General features: G+C 57.8%; 19 protein-coding genes. 15 read left to right on the forward strand and 4 right to left on the reverse strand.

The genetic code is table 11. The features are described from left to right. Positions 1-6: 6 nt before the first annotated feature. The 4 genes from BW950_RS12325 to BW950_RS12340 all read right to left on the reverse strand — a co-directional run bounded on the left by BW950_RS12325 (position 7) and on the right by BW950_RS12340 (position 3,134). Complete coding sequence (locus BW950_RS12325) at positions 7-711, reverse strand: flagellar filament outer layer protein FlaA (RefSeq protein ID WP_076489609.1); 705 nt, start codon at positions 709-711, stop codon at positions 7-9. 3 nt (positions 712-714) lie between these two features. Then, positions 715-1,476 carry a flagellar filament outer layer protein FlaA gene (locus BW950_RS12330; RefSeq protein WP_076489610.1) on the reverse strand — a complete coding sequence of 254 codons (762 nt, stop codon included), beginning with the start codon at positions 1,474-1,476 and terminating at the stop codon, positions 715-717. Between the two features lie 127 nt (positions 1,477-1,603). Then, entirely contained in the window at positions 1,604-2,407 is an 804-nt protein-coding gene (locus BW950_RS12335; protein ID WP_076489611.1) for a hypothetical protein, read from the reverse strand. Between the two features lie 55 nt (positions 2,408-2,462). Further along, positions 2,463-3,134 (reverse strand): hypothetical protein, encoded by a 672-nt coding sequence (locus BW950_RS12340; RefSeq protein WP_076489612.1) that lies wholly within the window; start codon positions 3,132-3,134, stop codon positions 2,463-2,465. A 79-nt stretch (positions 3,135-3,213) separates the two neighbouring features. Here BW950_RS12340 and metX point away from each other — a divergent pair, with 79 nt between their 5' ends. From metX to BW950_RS12415, 15 genes are all read left to right on the forward strand, one after another. After that, positions 3,214-4,353 carry a homoserine O-acetyltransferase MetX gene (gene metX, locus BW950_RS12345; RefSeq protein ID WP_076489613.1) on the forward strand — a complete coding sequence of 380 codons (1,140 nt, stop codon included), beginning with the start codon at positions 3,214-3,216 and terminating at the stop codon, positions 4,351-4,353. Further along, positions 4,350-4,928 carry a methionine biosynthesis protein MetW gene (metW, locus tag BW950_RS12350; protein ID WP_076489614.1) on the forward strand — a complete coding sequence of 193 codons (579 nt, stop codon included), beginning with the start codon at positions 4,350-4,352 and terminating at the stop codon, positions 4,926-4,928. The genes metX and metW overlap by 4 nt, the downstream gene beginning before the upstream one ends. A gap of 233 nt (positions 4,929-5,161) precedes the next feature. After that, positions 5,162-5,683 carry a translation initiation factor IF-3 gene (infC, locus tag BW950_RS12355; RefSeq protein WP_076489615.1) on the forward strand — a complete coding sequence of 174 codons (522 nt, stop codon included), beginning with the start codon at positions 5,162-5,164 and terminating at the stop codon, positions 5,681-5,683. 16 nt (positions 5,684-5,699) lie between these two features. After that, positions 5,700-5,897 (forward strand): 50S ribosomal protein L35, encoded by a 198-nt coding sequence (gene rpmI, locus BW950_RS12360; protein WP_076489616.1) that lies wholly within the window; start codon positions 5,700-5,702, stop codon positions 5,895-5,897. A 46-nt stretch (positions 5,898-5,943) separates the two neighbouring features. Then, complete coding sequence (rplT, locus tag BW950_RS12365) at positions 5,944-6,303, forward strand: 50S ribosomal protein L20 (RefSeq protein ID WP_076489617.1); 360 nt, start codon at positions 5,944-5,946, stop codon at positions 6,301-6,303. 34 nt (positions 6,304-6,337) lie between these two features. Beyond that, on the forward strand, positions 6,338-6,952 hold the full coding sequence (locus BW950_RS14950) for a cell division protein ZapB (RefSeq protein ID WP_076489618.1): 615 nt from the start codon (positions 6,338-6,340) through the stop codon (positions 6,950-6,952). Positions 6,953-6,956: 4 nt separating this feature from the next. Further along, positions 6,957-7,256: a cell division protein ZapA gene (locus tag BW950_RS15155; RefSeq protein WP_076489619.1), complete on the forward strand. Its 300-nt coding sequence runs from the start codon at positions 6,957-6,959 to the stop codon at positions 7,254-7,256. 52 nt (positions 7,257-7,308) lie between these two features. Continuing rightward, complete coding sequence (locus BW950_RS12380) at positions 7,309-8,205, forward strand: PilZ domain-containing protein (protein WP_234969106.1); 897 nt, start codon at positions 7,309-7,311, stop codon at positions 8,203-8,205. 21 nt (positions 8,206-8,226) lie between these two features. Then, positions 8,227-9,384 (forward strand): tetratricopeptide repeat protein, encoded by a 1,158-nt coding sequence (locus tag BW950_RS12385; RefSeq protein WP_076489621.1) that lies wholly within the window; start codon positions 8,227-8,229, stop codon positions 9,382-9,384. Between the two features lie 256 nt (positions 9,385-9,640). Then, on the forward strand, positions 9,641-10,495 hold the full coding sequence (locus BW950_RS12390; protein ID WP_076489622.1) for a flagellin N-terminal helical domain-containing protein: 855 nt from the start codon (positions 9,641-9,643) through the stop codon (positions 10,493-10,495). Positions 10,496-10,721: 226 nt separating this feature from the next. Then, positions 10,722-11,576, forward strand: a complete 855-nt coding sequence (locus tag BW950_RS12395) for a flagellin N-terminal helical domain-containing protein (protein WP_076489623.1) — start codon at positions 10,722-10,724, stop codon at positions 11,574-11,576. Between the two features lie 108 nt (positions 11,577-11,684). Beyond that, positions 11,685-12,038 carry a flagellar protein FlaG gene (locus BW950_RS12400; protein WP_159438798.1) on the forward strand — a complete coding sequence of 118 codons (354 nt, stop codon included), beginning with the start codon at positions 11,685-11,687 and terminating at the stop codon, positions 12,036-12,038. Positions 12,039-12,124: 86 nt separating this feature from the next. After that, positions 12,125-14,095 (forward strand): flagellar filament capping protein FliD, encoded by a 1,971-nt coding sequence (gene fliD / locus BW950_RS12405; RefSeq protein ID WP_076489624.1) that lies wholly within the window; start codon positions 12,125-12,127, stop codon positions 14,093-14,095. Positions 14,096-14,193: 98 nt separating this feature from the next. Beyond that, positions 14,194-15,075 (forward strand): DUF8042 domain-containing protein, encoded by an 882-nt coding sequence (locus BW950_RS12410; RefSeq protein ID WP_076489625.1) that lies wholly within the window; start codon positions 14,194-14,196, stop codon positions 15,073-15,075. Positions 15,076-15,088: 13 nt separating this feature from the next. Further along, on the forward strand, positions 15,089-15,352 hold the full coding sequence (locus BW950_RS12415) for a hypothetical protein (protein WP_076489626.1): 264 nt from the start codon (positions 15,089-15,091) through the stop codon (positions 15,350-15,352). The last annotated feature ends 1 nt before the right edge of the window (position 15,353 follow it).

The following is a 15,353-nucleotide window of genomic DNA, read 5'->3' on the forward strand; positions in this document are numbered from 1 at the left end:
TGGTGCTTACCAGTTATCGATCATATCGTCGGGATCCCGACTCTCTTCGGCAAAAAGATCCGTCACCGCTCGGAGATCGTCAAAATAAACGTAGTAACTACCGTAGGTCTCGGGAATAAAGGTGTTAACCACCAAACCTCGTATTCTGATTCCTGTCTCGGTGTTGTAATGAGGATTCCGTTGAACCACCGAGGGAGGAACAGCCACGGTCAGTTGTTTCCAGCCGCTGAAGTTCAGCCTCCCCATGGGCAGGACGTTCACGTTTCCGAAGTAATCCTCGATAACAATGCTCAGTTCGTGGTTGAAATTACGGCCCACCACCCACACCGAGAGGGTCTTCACGATCCCGGGCACCGCCAGGGGACGCACAGGACGCAGAGAGACTGTAGCGGCTCCCCGGCGATAGAAATCGGTCCGAACACCGATCACGTAGTCGTCGACAACCTCGATCCCCGCCTCTACCTCGCCGGGAATGGGCTCCTTGTCTGCCGGGCCTCCCGCAACACGGCGATGCATGACAACTCCCACATCGGCGGCTACCGAAGGAATCCAGAACCCCGGATCCTCGAACCGGTCGATCGAAATCTCCTGGAGGTTCTGCTGCGCAGCATCGACGCCAATCCCCGCCGGGTCAGGAAGGGTCTCCTGGGCAGTCACGGCCCAAACCAATCCGCACAGCATCACACCAACAAGCAGTTTTGTTTTCTTCATCGCTTACATTCCCTCGCCTTCAGCCCACATCTCCCGAACAAAATCAGGATCCCGGAGATCCTCTCCGTCAAAGGGATCGCGGTACAGGTCAGTTTCCACCTTAATCTCGTCCAGATACACAAAGAAGCCGTTCACCCGCTCCCGGGGACGGGTCCAGAGCACGATCTTGACCAGCTCCAGCCCCCGAAGGTCCGACGCAAACTCTCCGCCACGGATCTCCGCCATGTACCGTGATTCCTGGGGTATCCAGGTGGGAATCTCTACGCGAAGGTTTCTCCAGCCCCGGTAGTTGATGTCACCCAGCTTGAGGACATGGACCATGCCTCGATAATCACGAAGGTGGATATCCATGTAGTAATCAAAGTTGGAACCCCAGACCCACATATCAAGAAAGCGGACCCGGCCGGGAATGGGGATTCCCCGTGGTTCCTGCTCACCATCCTCACCAGGCTCAACGGGAATGAACTCCAGAAAGTTGTACCCCTGGCGATCAAATGCGGCCTGGACACCCAGAGCACGAAGTTCCCGCCCCTCGGGCTCCCGCCGGTAGAGCGCTTCGGGAAAGGTTCTGACAAAGGATACCCGAGGGTACCCCTCGGCGATGAACTTTCCAGCCCGTACGATCCAGGGGCTCTCCCCGGGGGTGTCGAAGTCTTCTATCACAATTGTCTGAAAGTTGGTCGTTGCCTGCTGTTGCGCAAACGATAGTGTGGGCACCAACAGCGCAACGACAAGACTAAAACCGAGCAGGCGACCTGTACTCATGTATCTACTCCTTACCGCATTATCTTGTATCTCACCAGAGGGAAGAGATTTTCACCGTCCTAGGGCATTATAGGAATGCCCTCCCTGCTTTGTCAAACAGTCTTGGTATATCAACCAGCCCTTTCGGTCAGTATCGGTAAAACACTGCAGGCACGTAAATAATTTCACCGCTTTTTCCCGGAAGTTCCCTGGAAACCTGCTCCTTCAAGGCCCGCGCCAGGTCCAGCACAATCGCTCCGGCCAGAGGAAGCCCCGCCGTCCTTAACCGCGATGCTGTGGCGCGAAAGAGACTTTCCGTTACCACCTCGGGGACAGCCAGCCCCTCCCGCAGAAAGGCCTCGGGCAAATGCCGGAGAACCCCTGCGGAATTCGCTCCCCCGAGCACGAGGAGGCCCGTGACCCCACCTTCATCGGCGTTGTCCGAGTTATCGGAGTTCCCGATTGCCCTGCGGACTATCTCCCCGACTATCCGGGATGCGTCCGTATCCTCTTCGAGGATCAGCAGGGATTCTCCGGCCAGGAGAGCAAGCGAATCCAGCTCCTGCGGGGACAACGACGACTCCCCCAGGACCACCACCAGCGAGGGACCATCACGCCCCTCCTGCAACCAGACCAGAGCATCCCGGAGCGCCTCCTGCCGATCGGGATCGGGAAGGAGCGCAATCCCTTCAGGGGGAACTCCTCCCCGGGCGCGGAGACCTTCTGTAGCCGATGAGGATTCCAGTGCAGGATTTGAACGGGGGAGGAAAAAAAGAGGGCGCCGCCGGAAGGCGTGAGCCCGGAGTTCTCCCTTTTCGCCGGGCTCATCTCCCCAGCCAAAATGAACCCGCAGGGTTGTCCCGCTGCGGCGAACCTCCTGATCCAGGTCATCCTGAAGAGGGGTATTCTCGAACACGGGAGGGACATGGAGGTCGGTCGGAGCACACCCCATGAGGAAGATCGCCTGAGACAGGACCCACAGAATGACCCCTGCCGAAGCAAATTGCCTAGCCCTTCCTGGGGGCACCGGAGAAGAGTACACCATAAAAGACCCCTCCCGTGAGGATCAGTACCAGCAGAAGCAAGGCGAAGGCCTGAAGGGGTCTCAACCACTCGAACAAAGCCGCCACCATCGCCGCCGCCGGAAGATAGACGGGAGGAACCGCCCAGAGCCGAAGATCGCCCTCCCGGCCCAGACCAAGAACCAGCACGAGAGGCATCACCAAAACGACACCCAGCCGAAGCAGGGGCAGCACCACCAGAGGATAAACAGTCCAGAACCCGTCATGAAGGATCACATCGGTTACCGCGACCAGGAAGAAAACGGTGGCAAAAAACCCCAGGTACAACAGGTAGCGCTCGCGCTGGGTTTTTTCAGGCACACGATGAACGACGATCCAGGCCGCGGCCGCCGCCAGACAGGCCCACACCGCATATTCCACAATCAAATGATAGAGGAATAGCCCCCCCAGGCTATACTGATAGGGGATACTCCACTGGACGGCCATCCGCACCAGAAACATCGCGACAAAGATGAAAATCCCCGGCAACACAGCATAGCGAACCAGGAGATAGCGTAAATCAGCCGACGGGGCATCACCAGGAGAAACCCGATCGGCCAGAAGCAGCCCCGCTACAACGGCTGCCAGAGGCGCCGAAAAAAGAAGAAAGGTCACCATAACAACAGCTACGGTATCATTCCTCTTGCATAGAAGACAAGCAAGGAAGTAGGTTCTTACCCGATACGAAGGAGGCACTGTGGAACAATCACCCAACGGTCTGGTTGTCCCCCGAACCATTCAACTTGAGATTCCCCCCGGAGGATTCCCCCTGGAAAGCGGGAAAACCCTGCCGGAAGTGGTGGTCCAGTACGAGACCTACGGGAAACTGAACGAGAACAGGGACAACACAATTCTTCTTCTTCACGCCTTCAGCGGTGACGCCCATGCGGCCGGCCTCCACACCCCCCGGGACCGTCACCCCGGCTGGTGGGACGATATGGTCCGCCCCGGAGGGGCCTTCGACACGAACAAGTTCTTCGTGATTTGTTCGAACGTCCTGGGAGGGTGCCGTGGCACCACCGGCCCCGGCTCAAAGAACCCCACCACAGGCATCCCCTGGGCGATGTCCTTTCCCACGGTCACCATCGGGGACATGGTGGAGGTCCAGCGCCAGCTCCTGCGGCAACTGGGTATAGACCGTCTCCACGCCACAGCAGGAGGATCCATGGGTGGGATGCAGGCCCTGGAATGGGCCATACGCTATCCCGGGATCGCACAGCAAACAATTCTTCTGGCATCCACCCACCGCCTTGGCGCCCAGGGTATTGCTTTCAACGCCGTGGGGCGCAACGCCATCACCTCGGATCCCAACTGGAACAAGGGGAACTACTACGACGGCCCTCAACCCTCCCGAGGCCTCGCTATCGCCCGCATGGTGGGCCACATTACCTATCTCTCGTCAGAATCGATGCGCCGGAAGTTTGGCCGCCGGCTTCAGGAAACCCACCAGGGCGAGGAGAAACACCTCGATCTTCAGGATCAATTTGCCGTGGAGAGCTACCTGGAATACCAGGGAGAAAAGTTCGTGGACCGTTTCGATGCAAACAGCTACATCTACCTCTCGAAAGCCCTGGACTATTACGATGCCGGGGCCTCCCGGGACGGCCTGGAAGCGGCCCTGGCCCGAACCGACAGCCGGTTCCTCGTCCTTTCCTACTCTTCGGACTGGCTCTTTCCCACGGATCAATCCAAGGAAATCGTCTATGCCCTGGCCCGGGCGGGAAAGGATGTCTCTTTCAACGAGATTAACAGCCCCTACGGCCACGATTCCTTTCTGCTGGAATCACACCTGCAGCGCGATCTCATTAGCGCTTTTCTGGAAGGAGGAACCTCGTGAGTGTTTTTGACCATATAATTGCCATGGTGGAGCCGGGATCGACCGTCCTGGACCTGGGTTGCGACGACGGCACCCTCCTGAAACGTCTGGCCCAGGAGAAGCAGGTGATCGGCCGCGGCGTCGACATCGACGACCGATCGATCCAGGAGTGCATCCGAAAGGGAATCAGCGTGTTTCACGGTGACCTCGACGAAGGGCTGAAGGACCACCCTTCGGGAAGTTACGACTACGTCATCCTCAGCCGGACATTGCAGCAAGTCCGTAACCCGGCTCACCTTCTGGAAGAAATCATTCGGGTGGGTCGCCGGGGAATCGTGAACTACCCCAACTTTGCCTATCTGCTCAACCGCTTTCAGCTGGGCCTTGGCGGGAGAATGCCCGTGAACCGCAACATTCCTTATAGCTGGCACAACACCCCGAACATCCATTTTTTCACCCACAAGGACTTCCGGGAGCTCTGTCGCGAGAAACACATCCGCATCACCAAGGAACTCTTTCTCCACCGGAAAAACCCGATACCCCCGCTGTGGCCAAACCTCCTGGCCACTGACGTGTGCTGCCTGATCCAGCGCTGACCAGAAACAAACCCGGACAGCAGGGCAACTGTTTAACGCCATCTTCGACGCTTCTTTCACAACCTGGCCAGCTTCTAAAATGCCCCCGGGGACAAGAGAAGCGGAAAAAGTTGAAAGAAGACCGCGAAAGCAGAGAAATATTCCCCGGACCCCGCTCTAAGGATTTGACTCTTTTCCCGGGCAATGCTATGGTTTCTGACCAGTAATCAAGCATTCACATTGCGGGAGGTATATTGGCCAAACAAGATTTACGCACCAATGAAGCTATAAAGGTGCGAGAGGTTCGACTGGTAGGAAGCGACGGACAACAGCTAGGCATTGTCCCTACCATTGAGGCGCTGAAGATGGCGCGAGATCAGGACATCGACCTGGTCGAGGTTGCGCCCCAGGCAAAACCTCCGGTTTGTAAAATACTTGATTATGGAAAGTTCAAGTTTGAACAGGAGAAAAACGCCCGGGATTCCCGAAAGAAACAGAAGCTCCTGAAACTGAAAGAGGTCAGGATGCAGCCCAAGATCGAAATCCACGATCTTGAGTTCAAAACCCGACAGATCAAAGAGTTTCTGGAGCAAGGCTCCAAGGTTAAGGTAACAATCCGCTTCCGGGGAAGAGAGCTCGCCCACACCGACCGGGGAAAACTCGTCCTCGACCGGATTCTCGGCCTGCTCGATACACCCCACGTGGTTGACCGAAGACCGATGATGGAGGGGCGTTTCATGTCGATGATTCTTTCACCGGGATCCAAGGGTAAATAAAGATCAGGAGCATCGCATGCCAAAAATGAAAACCCGCCGCGCTGCGGCGAAGCGCTTCTCTCTGACGGGGAGCGGCAAGGTAAAGTACAAGAAGCAGGGACTGCGCCACATTCTTACCAAGAAGTCAACGAAGCGCAAACGCAATTTGCGCAAAACAGGTATCCTGAGTCCTGCCGAAGAAAAGCGGGCCCGGGCCCTGCTTGGCAAGGGCTAATCCCGGTTACACCCGAGAGATTTGAGAGAGAAGAGGAAGAAACACCATGCCACGAGCAGTAGACGGAACGCGGCGCAAGGATCGTCGCAAGAAGATCACTTCGCAAACAAAAGGTTATTGGGGCCGAAGGAAAAACGCCTTCCGCACCGCCAAGGACGCCCTGTCCAAATCGCTGGAATACGCCTATCGGGACCGAAAAGCCCGCAAGAGGGACTTCCGTCGCCTCTGGATCACCCGAATCAGTGCAGCCTGCCGGGCCGAGGGCGTAACCTACTCCCGCTTCATGGAAGGGCTCCGCAAAGCCGACATCCAGATGGACAGAAAAGCCCTCTCAAACCTGGCTGTTGAAGACCGCGACGCTTTTAACCAGCTCGTATCCGCCTCTCGCGCTCAGCTCGACGGCTGAGCGCGGTCCTTACAGGATAACCGGAAAGGATCCCATGATTAAAATCGAACAGGTTCGCCTCCTGGAACAACGCGTACAAAAGGTAATCACCCGGGTAGGCGAGTTGCAGGCGGAAAACACGACCCTCCGTGAAGAGCTCCAGACGTATCAAGACCGGATATCCGACCTTGAGGCACGCCTTGAAGGGTACGCCTCAAGTCAGGAAGAGATCGAAGCAGGAATCCTCAGCGCCCTTCAACGGCTCGATGAGGTTGAAGACACCCTGGGAGAAGAAGGAACGGAAGGTCGCCAGATCGAGGTAGATATACCGTCCGAACCGGAGTCAGTTTCTCAGTCCGGGGAACCCTTGCAAGAGGATGAGGATCAGGACGAACATCAGGAACTGATGAATGACGGGGCTGACCAGGGCGACACCAATCCGGAAGTTGCCGGGAGTGAAACCGCCGACTCCGAAGCACCCGGGACCGACCCCCACGAAGCATCCGCATTCCATGGTGATGATCACCACGGTGACTACAACGAAGAGACAAATCGCCACGGCGATGCTCACTCCGAAGAAGATCACCGCCAGGAAGGGGATTCCTTCGGTGCCGGACCTGATGAAAGCAGCGATTCTCACCAGACCGGGCCCGAACTGGATATCTTCTGATCAGATGTCCACGATGATGAGGATCGACTTGCTGGGAACATCCTTCCAGATACAGTCCGACGAAGAACCGGAGTACCTTGAGGAGATCCTCAGTTACTACCGCGATCGGCTTCAGGAGATTGAGGAAACGGTTGCTACCCGAGACCCCCTGAAAAAGTCGATCCTCGCGGCCCTGGTCGTGACGGATGAACTATTCCGGAGCCGCTCCGAAGGGGCGAGCTCCGAAGATGTCGGGGAGATCGAAGAGATCGCCCACCGCCTGCTTCAGTCAATCGACGAGATCCTTCCAGAACCTTCCCCCTGATCCTGACTGTTCTACTACCTATCCACCCAACCATTTCAGTTGACATCCCCCCATGAATAGCGTACCGTGGTACCCACCCATGGCGCTCACTACCAGTCAACAGATCACACGATACTATCAAGAGTTCGAGCACACAGAAGTAACGTTCACCCAGGAAATCATCAAGGCCCTCTTTCTCAATACAAAACAGATTTTCATCAAGTGCCTGGGATATCAGTGGCCATGTATCGTTTATTCCAGCTCCATGACCGGCGCCCGGGTTATCACCACCCTTCAACCCTCCCTGAAAGCAGCCCTGAGCAAATCAAAGAACATGGTGTCCCTCAGGTTCAGCTTTATCCAGCGGGAAAAAACAGACCCCCTGGCCTTCTTCGTCACAGCCCGAATCACAGGATTCTCACCCTACGGAGATCCCTCAAAGGGTCTGAGCTTCATCACCCTCCACTACACCCAGCGCCCTCCCGACGATCTGATCGAGCGCCTGGGAAACCTCCTCTCGGCAACAATTTCCTCCCAGCGCCGACGGGAGGAGCGGATCATCATCTCCCCCGATGTGCAGAAGAAACTTGGCCTCAGCAGCAAGGGCGCCTATATCGAGGTGGACAAGGTTCCCCGAAAAGGGCTGATCCGGGATATATCCTTCGGCGGTGCAAAGGTAATCATGCAGGGAGTTCCTCAATTCCTGGTGAACCGGCCGGCACTGATACGCCTGGATTTCGAAGAACCCGAGGAGCAGGTGGTCATCCCCGCAAAAATCGTCCGCTTTGAGCCCGTGGAAGGCCGTTCTGACCTGGCCGCCTACGCCATACAATATGAAGAAACAAAAATCCCCATGACCTACAAACTTCGGCTCAACGATTATCTGCGCTTTGTCAAAAGCCCCTCACCCAAAGCATCCCCTGCTCCGGCAGCCGGGACACCCCACGATTCAGGCGCATCAACCCAATAACACCTTTCTGGAGCAGACCTTATGGAAACTCACGATACCGATCCCTTGAAAAACGTCGTCTTTATCTCCCTTCCCGATGAAATCTCCCTTCCCGATGAAGTTGCCCGGTCCCTGACAGAAACCACCGGAACAGCCGGAGCGGCACTACTGGACCCGGCGGTACTGCTGCCGGTAGAAACCTCGGGAACCCCTGACTCCTGGAATCTCGACGAGCTGACCTGGGAGATGATCCTGGCGGGCATGCTCAAGGTTCTGGCCTACAAACCGGATCACGAAGACGCCCCCCTGTACCGGAACTTTCTCGGAGAAGTCCGCCCCCGTCTGGTGGAGGAGCTGGCCGAAACGGGAATCATCAACGCCCGCAACGAGAACTTCGATTTGGCCGAGGAAATCTTCCGAGCCCTCTCGGGGCTGGTTCCTGAGGGAATCGAGGGGCCGGTGAATCTGGCCCTCACCCTGGAACAGCGCGCCGATGCGCTCCAGAAGATCGGAAAAGATAACGCCGCCGAAAGTTGCCGCACCCGGGCCTGCGCCATCTATCAGGACCTCATCGCCCGGGATGCAGAGCTCCCTCCCTCGGTTCACCTCAACGCAGGGCTCTTCTTTTTGCGCCTCTACCGCGTGGAAGAGGCAAAACGCCGTCTGGAGTTCTTCCTGGAATACAACCAGGACAAGGACGACGAGGCTGTCACCAGGGTGCAAAAGATTCTTGCCGAGATCGATTCCCAGAGCACCACGGACCGCCTCTTCAGGGAAGCCTTCGAGTGCATCAAGGCAGGCCGCGAACAAGAAGGAATCCGCCACATCACGGAGTTCCTCCAGACTCACCCCCAGGCATGGAACGGCTGGTTTCTCCTGGGCTGGGGCCACCGAAGACTAAGCCACTTTGACCAGGCCGCCGAAGCCTTCGAAAAAGCCCGCTCCCTGGGGGGCAACACCGCCGACACCCTGAACGAACTCGCCATCTGCCGGATGGAGCTGGGCGATTTCAGCACAAGCCGGCGCCTTCTGATCGAAGCCCTGAACCAGGAGCCGGACAACACCAAGATCATGTCGAACCTGGGCGTCCTTGCCATGAAAGAAGAAAACATTCCCGAGGCACGGCGCTACTTCAACACCGTTCTGGAACTGGAGCCGGAAGACCCCGTGGCGCTTCAATATCAGGCACTTCTGGGATAACGCAACGACAGCCGGGAGAAAATTTCTCTCGACCCCTTAAGTTTATTCCCCTCCCCACCGATAGACCAACATAGGGGAGTCCCTGTTTTTTTCGCTGGCCCCGAAGAGCCAGGCCTCCCCTAATCTAGATTATCGGCGCCGAGAGAGCGGCCTTTAGCCCGATTGATCAAAAAATCGGTACCGTCGGGAAAAATGCTTTCTTTCAGCGCCCGGGCACGGAAGCCCGAAGAAAACAACGTTCAGGGAGGACGTAAAAATGATTATTAATCACAACATGAGCGCCATGTTCGCCCAGCGCCGCCAGGGTATTACCACCCAGGATGTGCAGGGAAACATCGAAAAACTGAGCTCGGGGCTCCGGATTAACCGAGCCGGCGACGATGCCAGTGGTCTTGCCGTGAGCGAGAAGATGCGCAGCCAGATCCGCGGCCTCAACCAGGCCTCGCGGAACGCCGCCGACGGAATCTCGCTGATCCAGACCACAGAAGGGCACCTTCAGTCGTCTCAGGACGTGCTCCAGCGTCTCCGGGAACTGGCCGTTCAGTCCGCCAACGGCATCTACACTGCCGAGGACCGAATGCAGATCCAGGTAGAGGTCTCCCAACTGATCGACGAGATCGACCGGGTTGCCTCCCACGCCCAGTTTAACGGCATGAATCTCCTCACGGGCCGCTTTGCCCGGGATACGGGAAACAACGTGGTCACAGCCTCGATGTATTTCCAGATCGGAGCCAACATGGATCAGCGCGAGCGCGTCTACATCGGCACCATGACCGCAGCAGCCCTGGGCCTGCGCCAGGACCAGGAGATGATGTCCCTCTCCAGCCCCGACTCGGCCAACGCCTCAATAGGCCTTCTGGACACGGCCCTGCGGTCTGTCAGCAAGCAACGGGCCGACCTGGGAGCGTATCAGAACCGTCTGGAGATGGCGGTCCAGGGAATCGATATCGCTGCGGAGAACCTCCAGGCGGCGGAATCGCGGATCCGGGACGTGGATATGGCTTCGGAAGTTGTAGACTTCACCAAGAACCAGATCCTGGCCCAATCCAGCACAGCCATGCTTGCCCAGGCCAATACCCAGGGACAATCTGTGTTGCAATTGTTGGGGTAGCGTAGTACTTTTTAAAGAGGACCTTTCGGTCCGTGATCTTTGAAAAACTGATCCTGCTTGATCGGTGAGCGGGAAGGGGCAGATTGGCTCAAGGATGAGTCAACCTGGCCCCTTCCACGTGTGAGGCGAACGGTTCGGAGAAAGCGCGCATCTCGACTTCTCCGACCTCCTTCACCGGGAAGGTTCCGGCAACGAATGCCGGCAAACCTGTATCAAGGAGGATCACATGATTATTAACCACAACGCGAGCGCAGCGTTTGCAAGCAGGACCTTGGGTTCCCGCGGAACCGAGATGAACCGCTCCATAGAGCAACTGAGCTCAGGACAGCGGATCAACCGGGCCGGGGACGATGCCAGCGGGCTGGCGGTGAGCGAAAAGCTCCGCAGTCAGATTCGCGGGCTCAACCAGGCAGAGCGGAATATCCAGAATGCGGTGTCGTTCATTCAGACTACCGAAGGCTATCTTCAGTCATCGCAGGATATTCTTCAGCGCCTCAGGGAACTTTCGGTACAGTCCGCCAACGGGATCTACACCGCCGAGGATCGAATGCAGATTCAGGTGGAGGTTTCCCAGCTGGTAGACGAGATCAACCGGATTGCATCGCATGCCCAGTTCAACGGGATGAATATCCTTACGGGATCCTTCGCCCGGGACAGCGCCACCGGTGGTGTCATGCAGTTCCACATCGGAGCTAACATGGACCAGAGTGAGCGGGTTTTTGTTGGAACCATGACCGCTCAGGCCCTGGGGCTGGAGAACGTTCAGGGGGAAGACGGAATCATCAGCATTTCCACCCCCGACGCAGCGAACCAGGCAATCGGTATGATCGACGCGGCGCTTCGCCAGGTTTCCAGTCAGCGAGCAGACTTGGGAGCCTACCAGAACCGGTTTGAGACGGCCCAGCAGGGTGTTGCCATTGCGGCAGAAAACCTGGCGGCCTCGGAATCACAGATCCGTGACCAGGATATGGCCAGCGGGGTTGTTGATTTCGTGCGCAACCAGATCCTGACCCAGTCCAACACTGCCATGCTGGCTCAGGCCAACACGCAGTCCCAGTCGGTGCTGCAGCTGCTCGGGTAATCCGTTCATTTTTGGTGAGAGGGATCTGGACGTCACCTTTCACCCGGCCACAGGGGGGGGTCGCGCGCTCCCCCCTCCTGACGGGCTGTTTTGTACATGGAGGTACCCATGGCTTTAGAAATCACTCCGGTGCTCCACCAGCACCAGGGAACGCAAAACTCCCAGCCCCGCATCAGCCTTGATGAGGCCCGGGAGAAAGCAAAAAAAGTTGCCGCCGAACTCCGGGAACAGCATCCCTCGCCTGAGGAGATCCGGAAAAGCATAGCAGAGTTACGGCGTGTCACGCGCAACTTCAATAAACAGCTGAACTTTTCTTACAACGAAGATCTGGGGCAGATGATCGTCAAGGTGATTGATCGAAACACCGATACAGTAATCAGGGAGTTGCCGCCGGCAGAACTTCAGCGCGTACACATCCGGATTCGGGAAGCGATCGGGTTGCTCTTTGACGAGACGATCTAGCCTTTAGACAGGACGGTTTTGCCTTTGACAAGACGGTCCAGGCCCAGGCGGCACAGTTCGGTGCTCGGCAGAGCACGGGAGGGGACGTGTCAAACATAACCATTCCAGGCATCTCAAATCGGCAAGGCATGGATACCTCCAAGATGATTGAGGATCTCATGAAGCTGGAGCGTCGGCCCGTGGAGCGGCTGGAACGCGAAGTTGAAACCTTCGAGCTCCAGCAGCAAACCTGGCGGGAGTTGGGACGAAACCTTTCGGACCTGCGCGATGCAGCCCGCCGACTGTACGGCTTTGAAAACCCCTTTCGCAACCGCCTGGGCGAAGCCAGCGACCCCTCGGTTCTCTCGGTTTCGGCCTCCCGCCAGGCCCGGGAGGGCCGGGAAGAGATCACAGTCCTCCAGACGGCAGGTCGGGATCGCTTTGCCTCAGCCTCGATTGACCGAAATTACCGTGTCGCTCCCGGGACCTATCAGTTCTCTCTGGGCGATACCACCCGATCCTTCCGCTTCGGCGGGGGATCCCTGAATGATTTTGCCGATCAGGTAAACCGGCGTGTTTCCGATGTCGTACGAGTCAGCATTGTTCCCGAAACCCGGTCAACTCGCATCCTCGTCTTTGAAGGACAGGGAGAGGGAGCCGAGGCTCGCCTTTCCTTTGGCGAGGCAGCGGAAGAACTGGTCCACGATATCGGACTCTTTGCCCCACCCCGGTCCGAAGAATCGGTATTTCTCCTGGAAGGACACCCCTTGCGTCTGGAGCCGGGCCATGAGGAAAGGATATCCCTGGGAAAACGCTTCACCCTGGAACCCGGAATGGTTCTTCAGTACGAGGCCCGCACGGAAGAACTGCCCCGGGAAGAATGGACCCCTCCCCCAACCCCGCCGGGCGCCGAGTTTCCCCCTCCCGGGGGCGTAACCCTGGGGGGAATTACCCTTCGCAACGAGTCTGACCGCATTCCCCTGCCCCGGCCGGAACCTCCCGAGCCGCCCCGGGAGGTGAAGAACAACCAGGCCCTGACAATTATCGGCGACGGCGACGAGCGGGATCTGCCGCCCCTCCCGGAGGGCCAGCAGTACCAAACTGTCACGATTCCCGCCGAGCGCCTTCCTGCCGCGGCACAGGAGTTCCGCTTTGCAAACCAGAACACCCATCGAGCCCTGGAGATCAAAAACATCCGGATCTACGATCCAAACCTCCGCGACGGAGCAGTTGCGGCAAACGCGATCGAGACAGCCCGGGATGCCCGTATCCTCTATAGCGGTGTAGAGATCACCCGGCCCTCCAACGAGATCGACGATCTTATCCCGGGGGTCACCCTCTCGCTTCGCCGCCCCTCGCCGCAACCGGTGGAGATCACCGTCAGCCCCGACAGGGAGTCTGCAAAGGATTCGATCATCAACTTTGTCGGATACTACAATCAAGTCATCCGCGATATTAACATCTATACCCGCAGCGATCCCTCGATCATCGACCAGATCGACTACTTTACCCCCGACGAACAGGAACAGATGCAGAAGCGACTGGGCCTCTTCCAGGGAGACAGCGCTCTCAACCAGCTGAGAACACGTCTCCAGACGATCATGATGGACGCCTACGGCGGAGCCGACGATGCCCTGCGCCTTCTGGCGGAGATCGGCATCTCCTCGAACGCCTCGGGCCGGGGAGGAATAGACACATCCCGCATGCGGGGCTATCTGGAAATAAACGAAGCAACTCTGGATCAGGCTCTGGAGCGCAACTACACCGCCGTGGGACGGCTCTTCGGCCGGGATACCTCGGGTGATCTTTCGGCCGACACGGGCGTGGCGGTCTCGCTGGAACAGTTTGTAACCCCCTATGTACGCATAGGAGGAGTGGTTGCCGGACGCTCGAGCAGCCTTGATACACGAATTTCCCAGGCCGAATCGCGGATAGACCGCTACAACAGCCGCCTGGAAGATACGGAGCAGCGCCTGCGCCGGGAGTTCGGCCGCATGGAAGGAGCCCTGGAACAGCTTGAAGAACAGTCGCGATCTCTGGATAATCTACCCGGTATTGGCAGAGGCCAGGGTAACTGATAAGGCACCGGGACTACAGTCCAATTCACCCGCAGCCGGAGCAATCGTGGAGCCGCAACAATAGCAAAGGCGCCAACACCATAAGGAGAGCCGATACCGTGAAGATCTTCATAAACGAGATGCCCCTGGAGTTCCATCTGGAAGAGGAGGAAACCCTCGGGTCCGTGGTGGACCAGCTAACGCAATGGCTCGCAGCCAACAACCACACCATGGAGAGCCTCCTGGTTGACGGCGCCTCCTGGGATGATTCCAACGCCGCCTGGCGGGAAAAACCGGCAACCTCCGTGGAGAAGGTGGAAATCACCGCCTCCAACCGCTACGAAGAACAAATCGGCAAGCTGGAAACCCTCACCTCCTACACCACCCTCCTGCGGCGCGTCCTGGTGGAAGGCTCCGATGATCAGCTCCAGGCCGTCCTGGAGGAGCTGCCCTTCGTCGTGGAGGGGATAGCCCGCATCACCCCCGATCTGGCGGGACTCCTGGAGGAACCTCTGGGCGGCATTCCCCGGGAACTTCCCGACAAGGAAACCCGCCAGCGCGCGGCCTCGCGGGCCGACGAGATGGCGAGCCTCTTCGAGAATCGTCAGCGGGAACTTATCGATCCGGAACACGAGATGGGCCGCACCCTGGTGGTGCTCGACGCCTTGTTACCCCTCTTTGAGGATATTCCCGGACAGCTCCAGACGGGAGAAGAAAAACAGGCTCTGGAGACGATCGTCCGCTTCACCGAGATTGCCAGCCGCCTGTTGCGGCTGATTCCCCGCATCGTGGAATCACACCCTTCCCTGCAGGAGGAACAGATCGAGGGGGAACCCCTGGAAGAGTTCCTGGGAACGATCCAAAATTTTCTGGTAGAGCTGGAAAAGGCCTTCCAGAACGCCGATTATATACTGGTGGGAGATCTCCTGGAGTACGAGATGTTGCCTCGTTTCTCGGCCATCTCCTCGGCGGTAGCACACCACATAGATAGCACCCGATAACGTTAGGAAGGGCATGAAAGTAAAAGAGATAGACAACATCGAACGGATTCCCCTGGCTATTGACTACCGGCGGATGTACCGCGCCCGTGTGACCATCGCAATCGGGGAGGCCGAATCATCACCCTGTCCGGTAGAGTTTGCCCTGGAGCTCTCCCCCTTTGGGTCACAACAGGTATCGGTAACCTTTCTGGGAAATACCGACTACCCCCTGATCCCTGCGGTGCGCCTTCTGAAGCAGCACCTGGTTGACCTGGATCGCGCCGGAGGGCTCCCCTGAG

Origin of the sequence: Alkalispirochaeta americana, assembly GCF_900156105.1 — a bacterium.
Classification (GTDB): Bacteria; Spirochaetota; Spirochaetia; order DSM-27196; family Alkalispirochaetaceae; genus Alkalispirochaeta; species Alkalispirochaeta americana.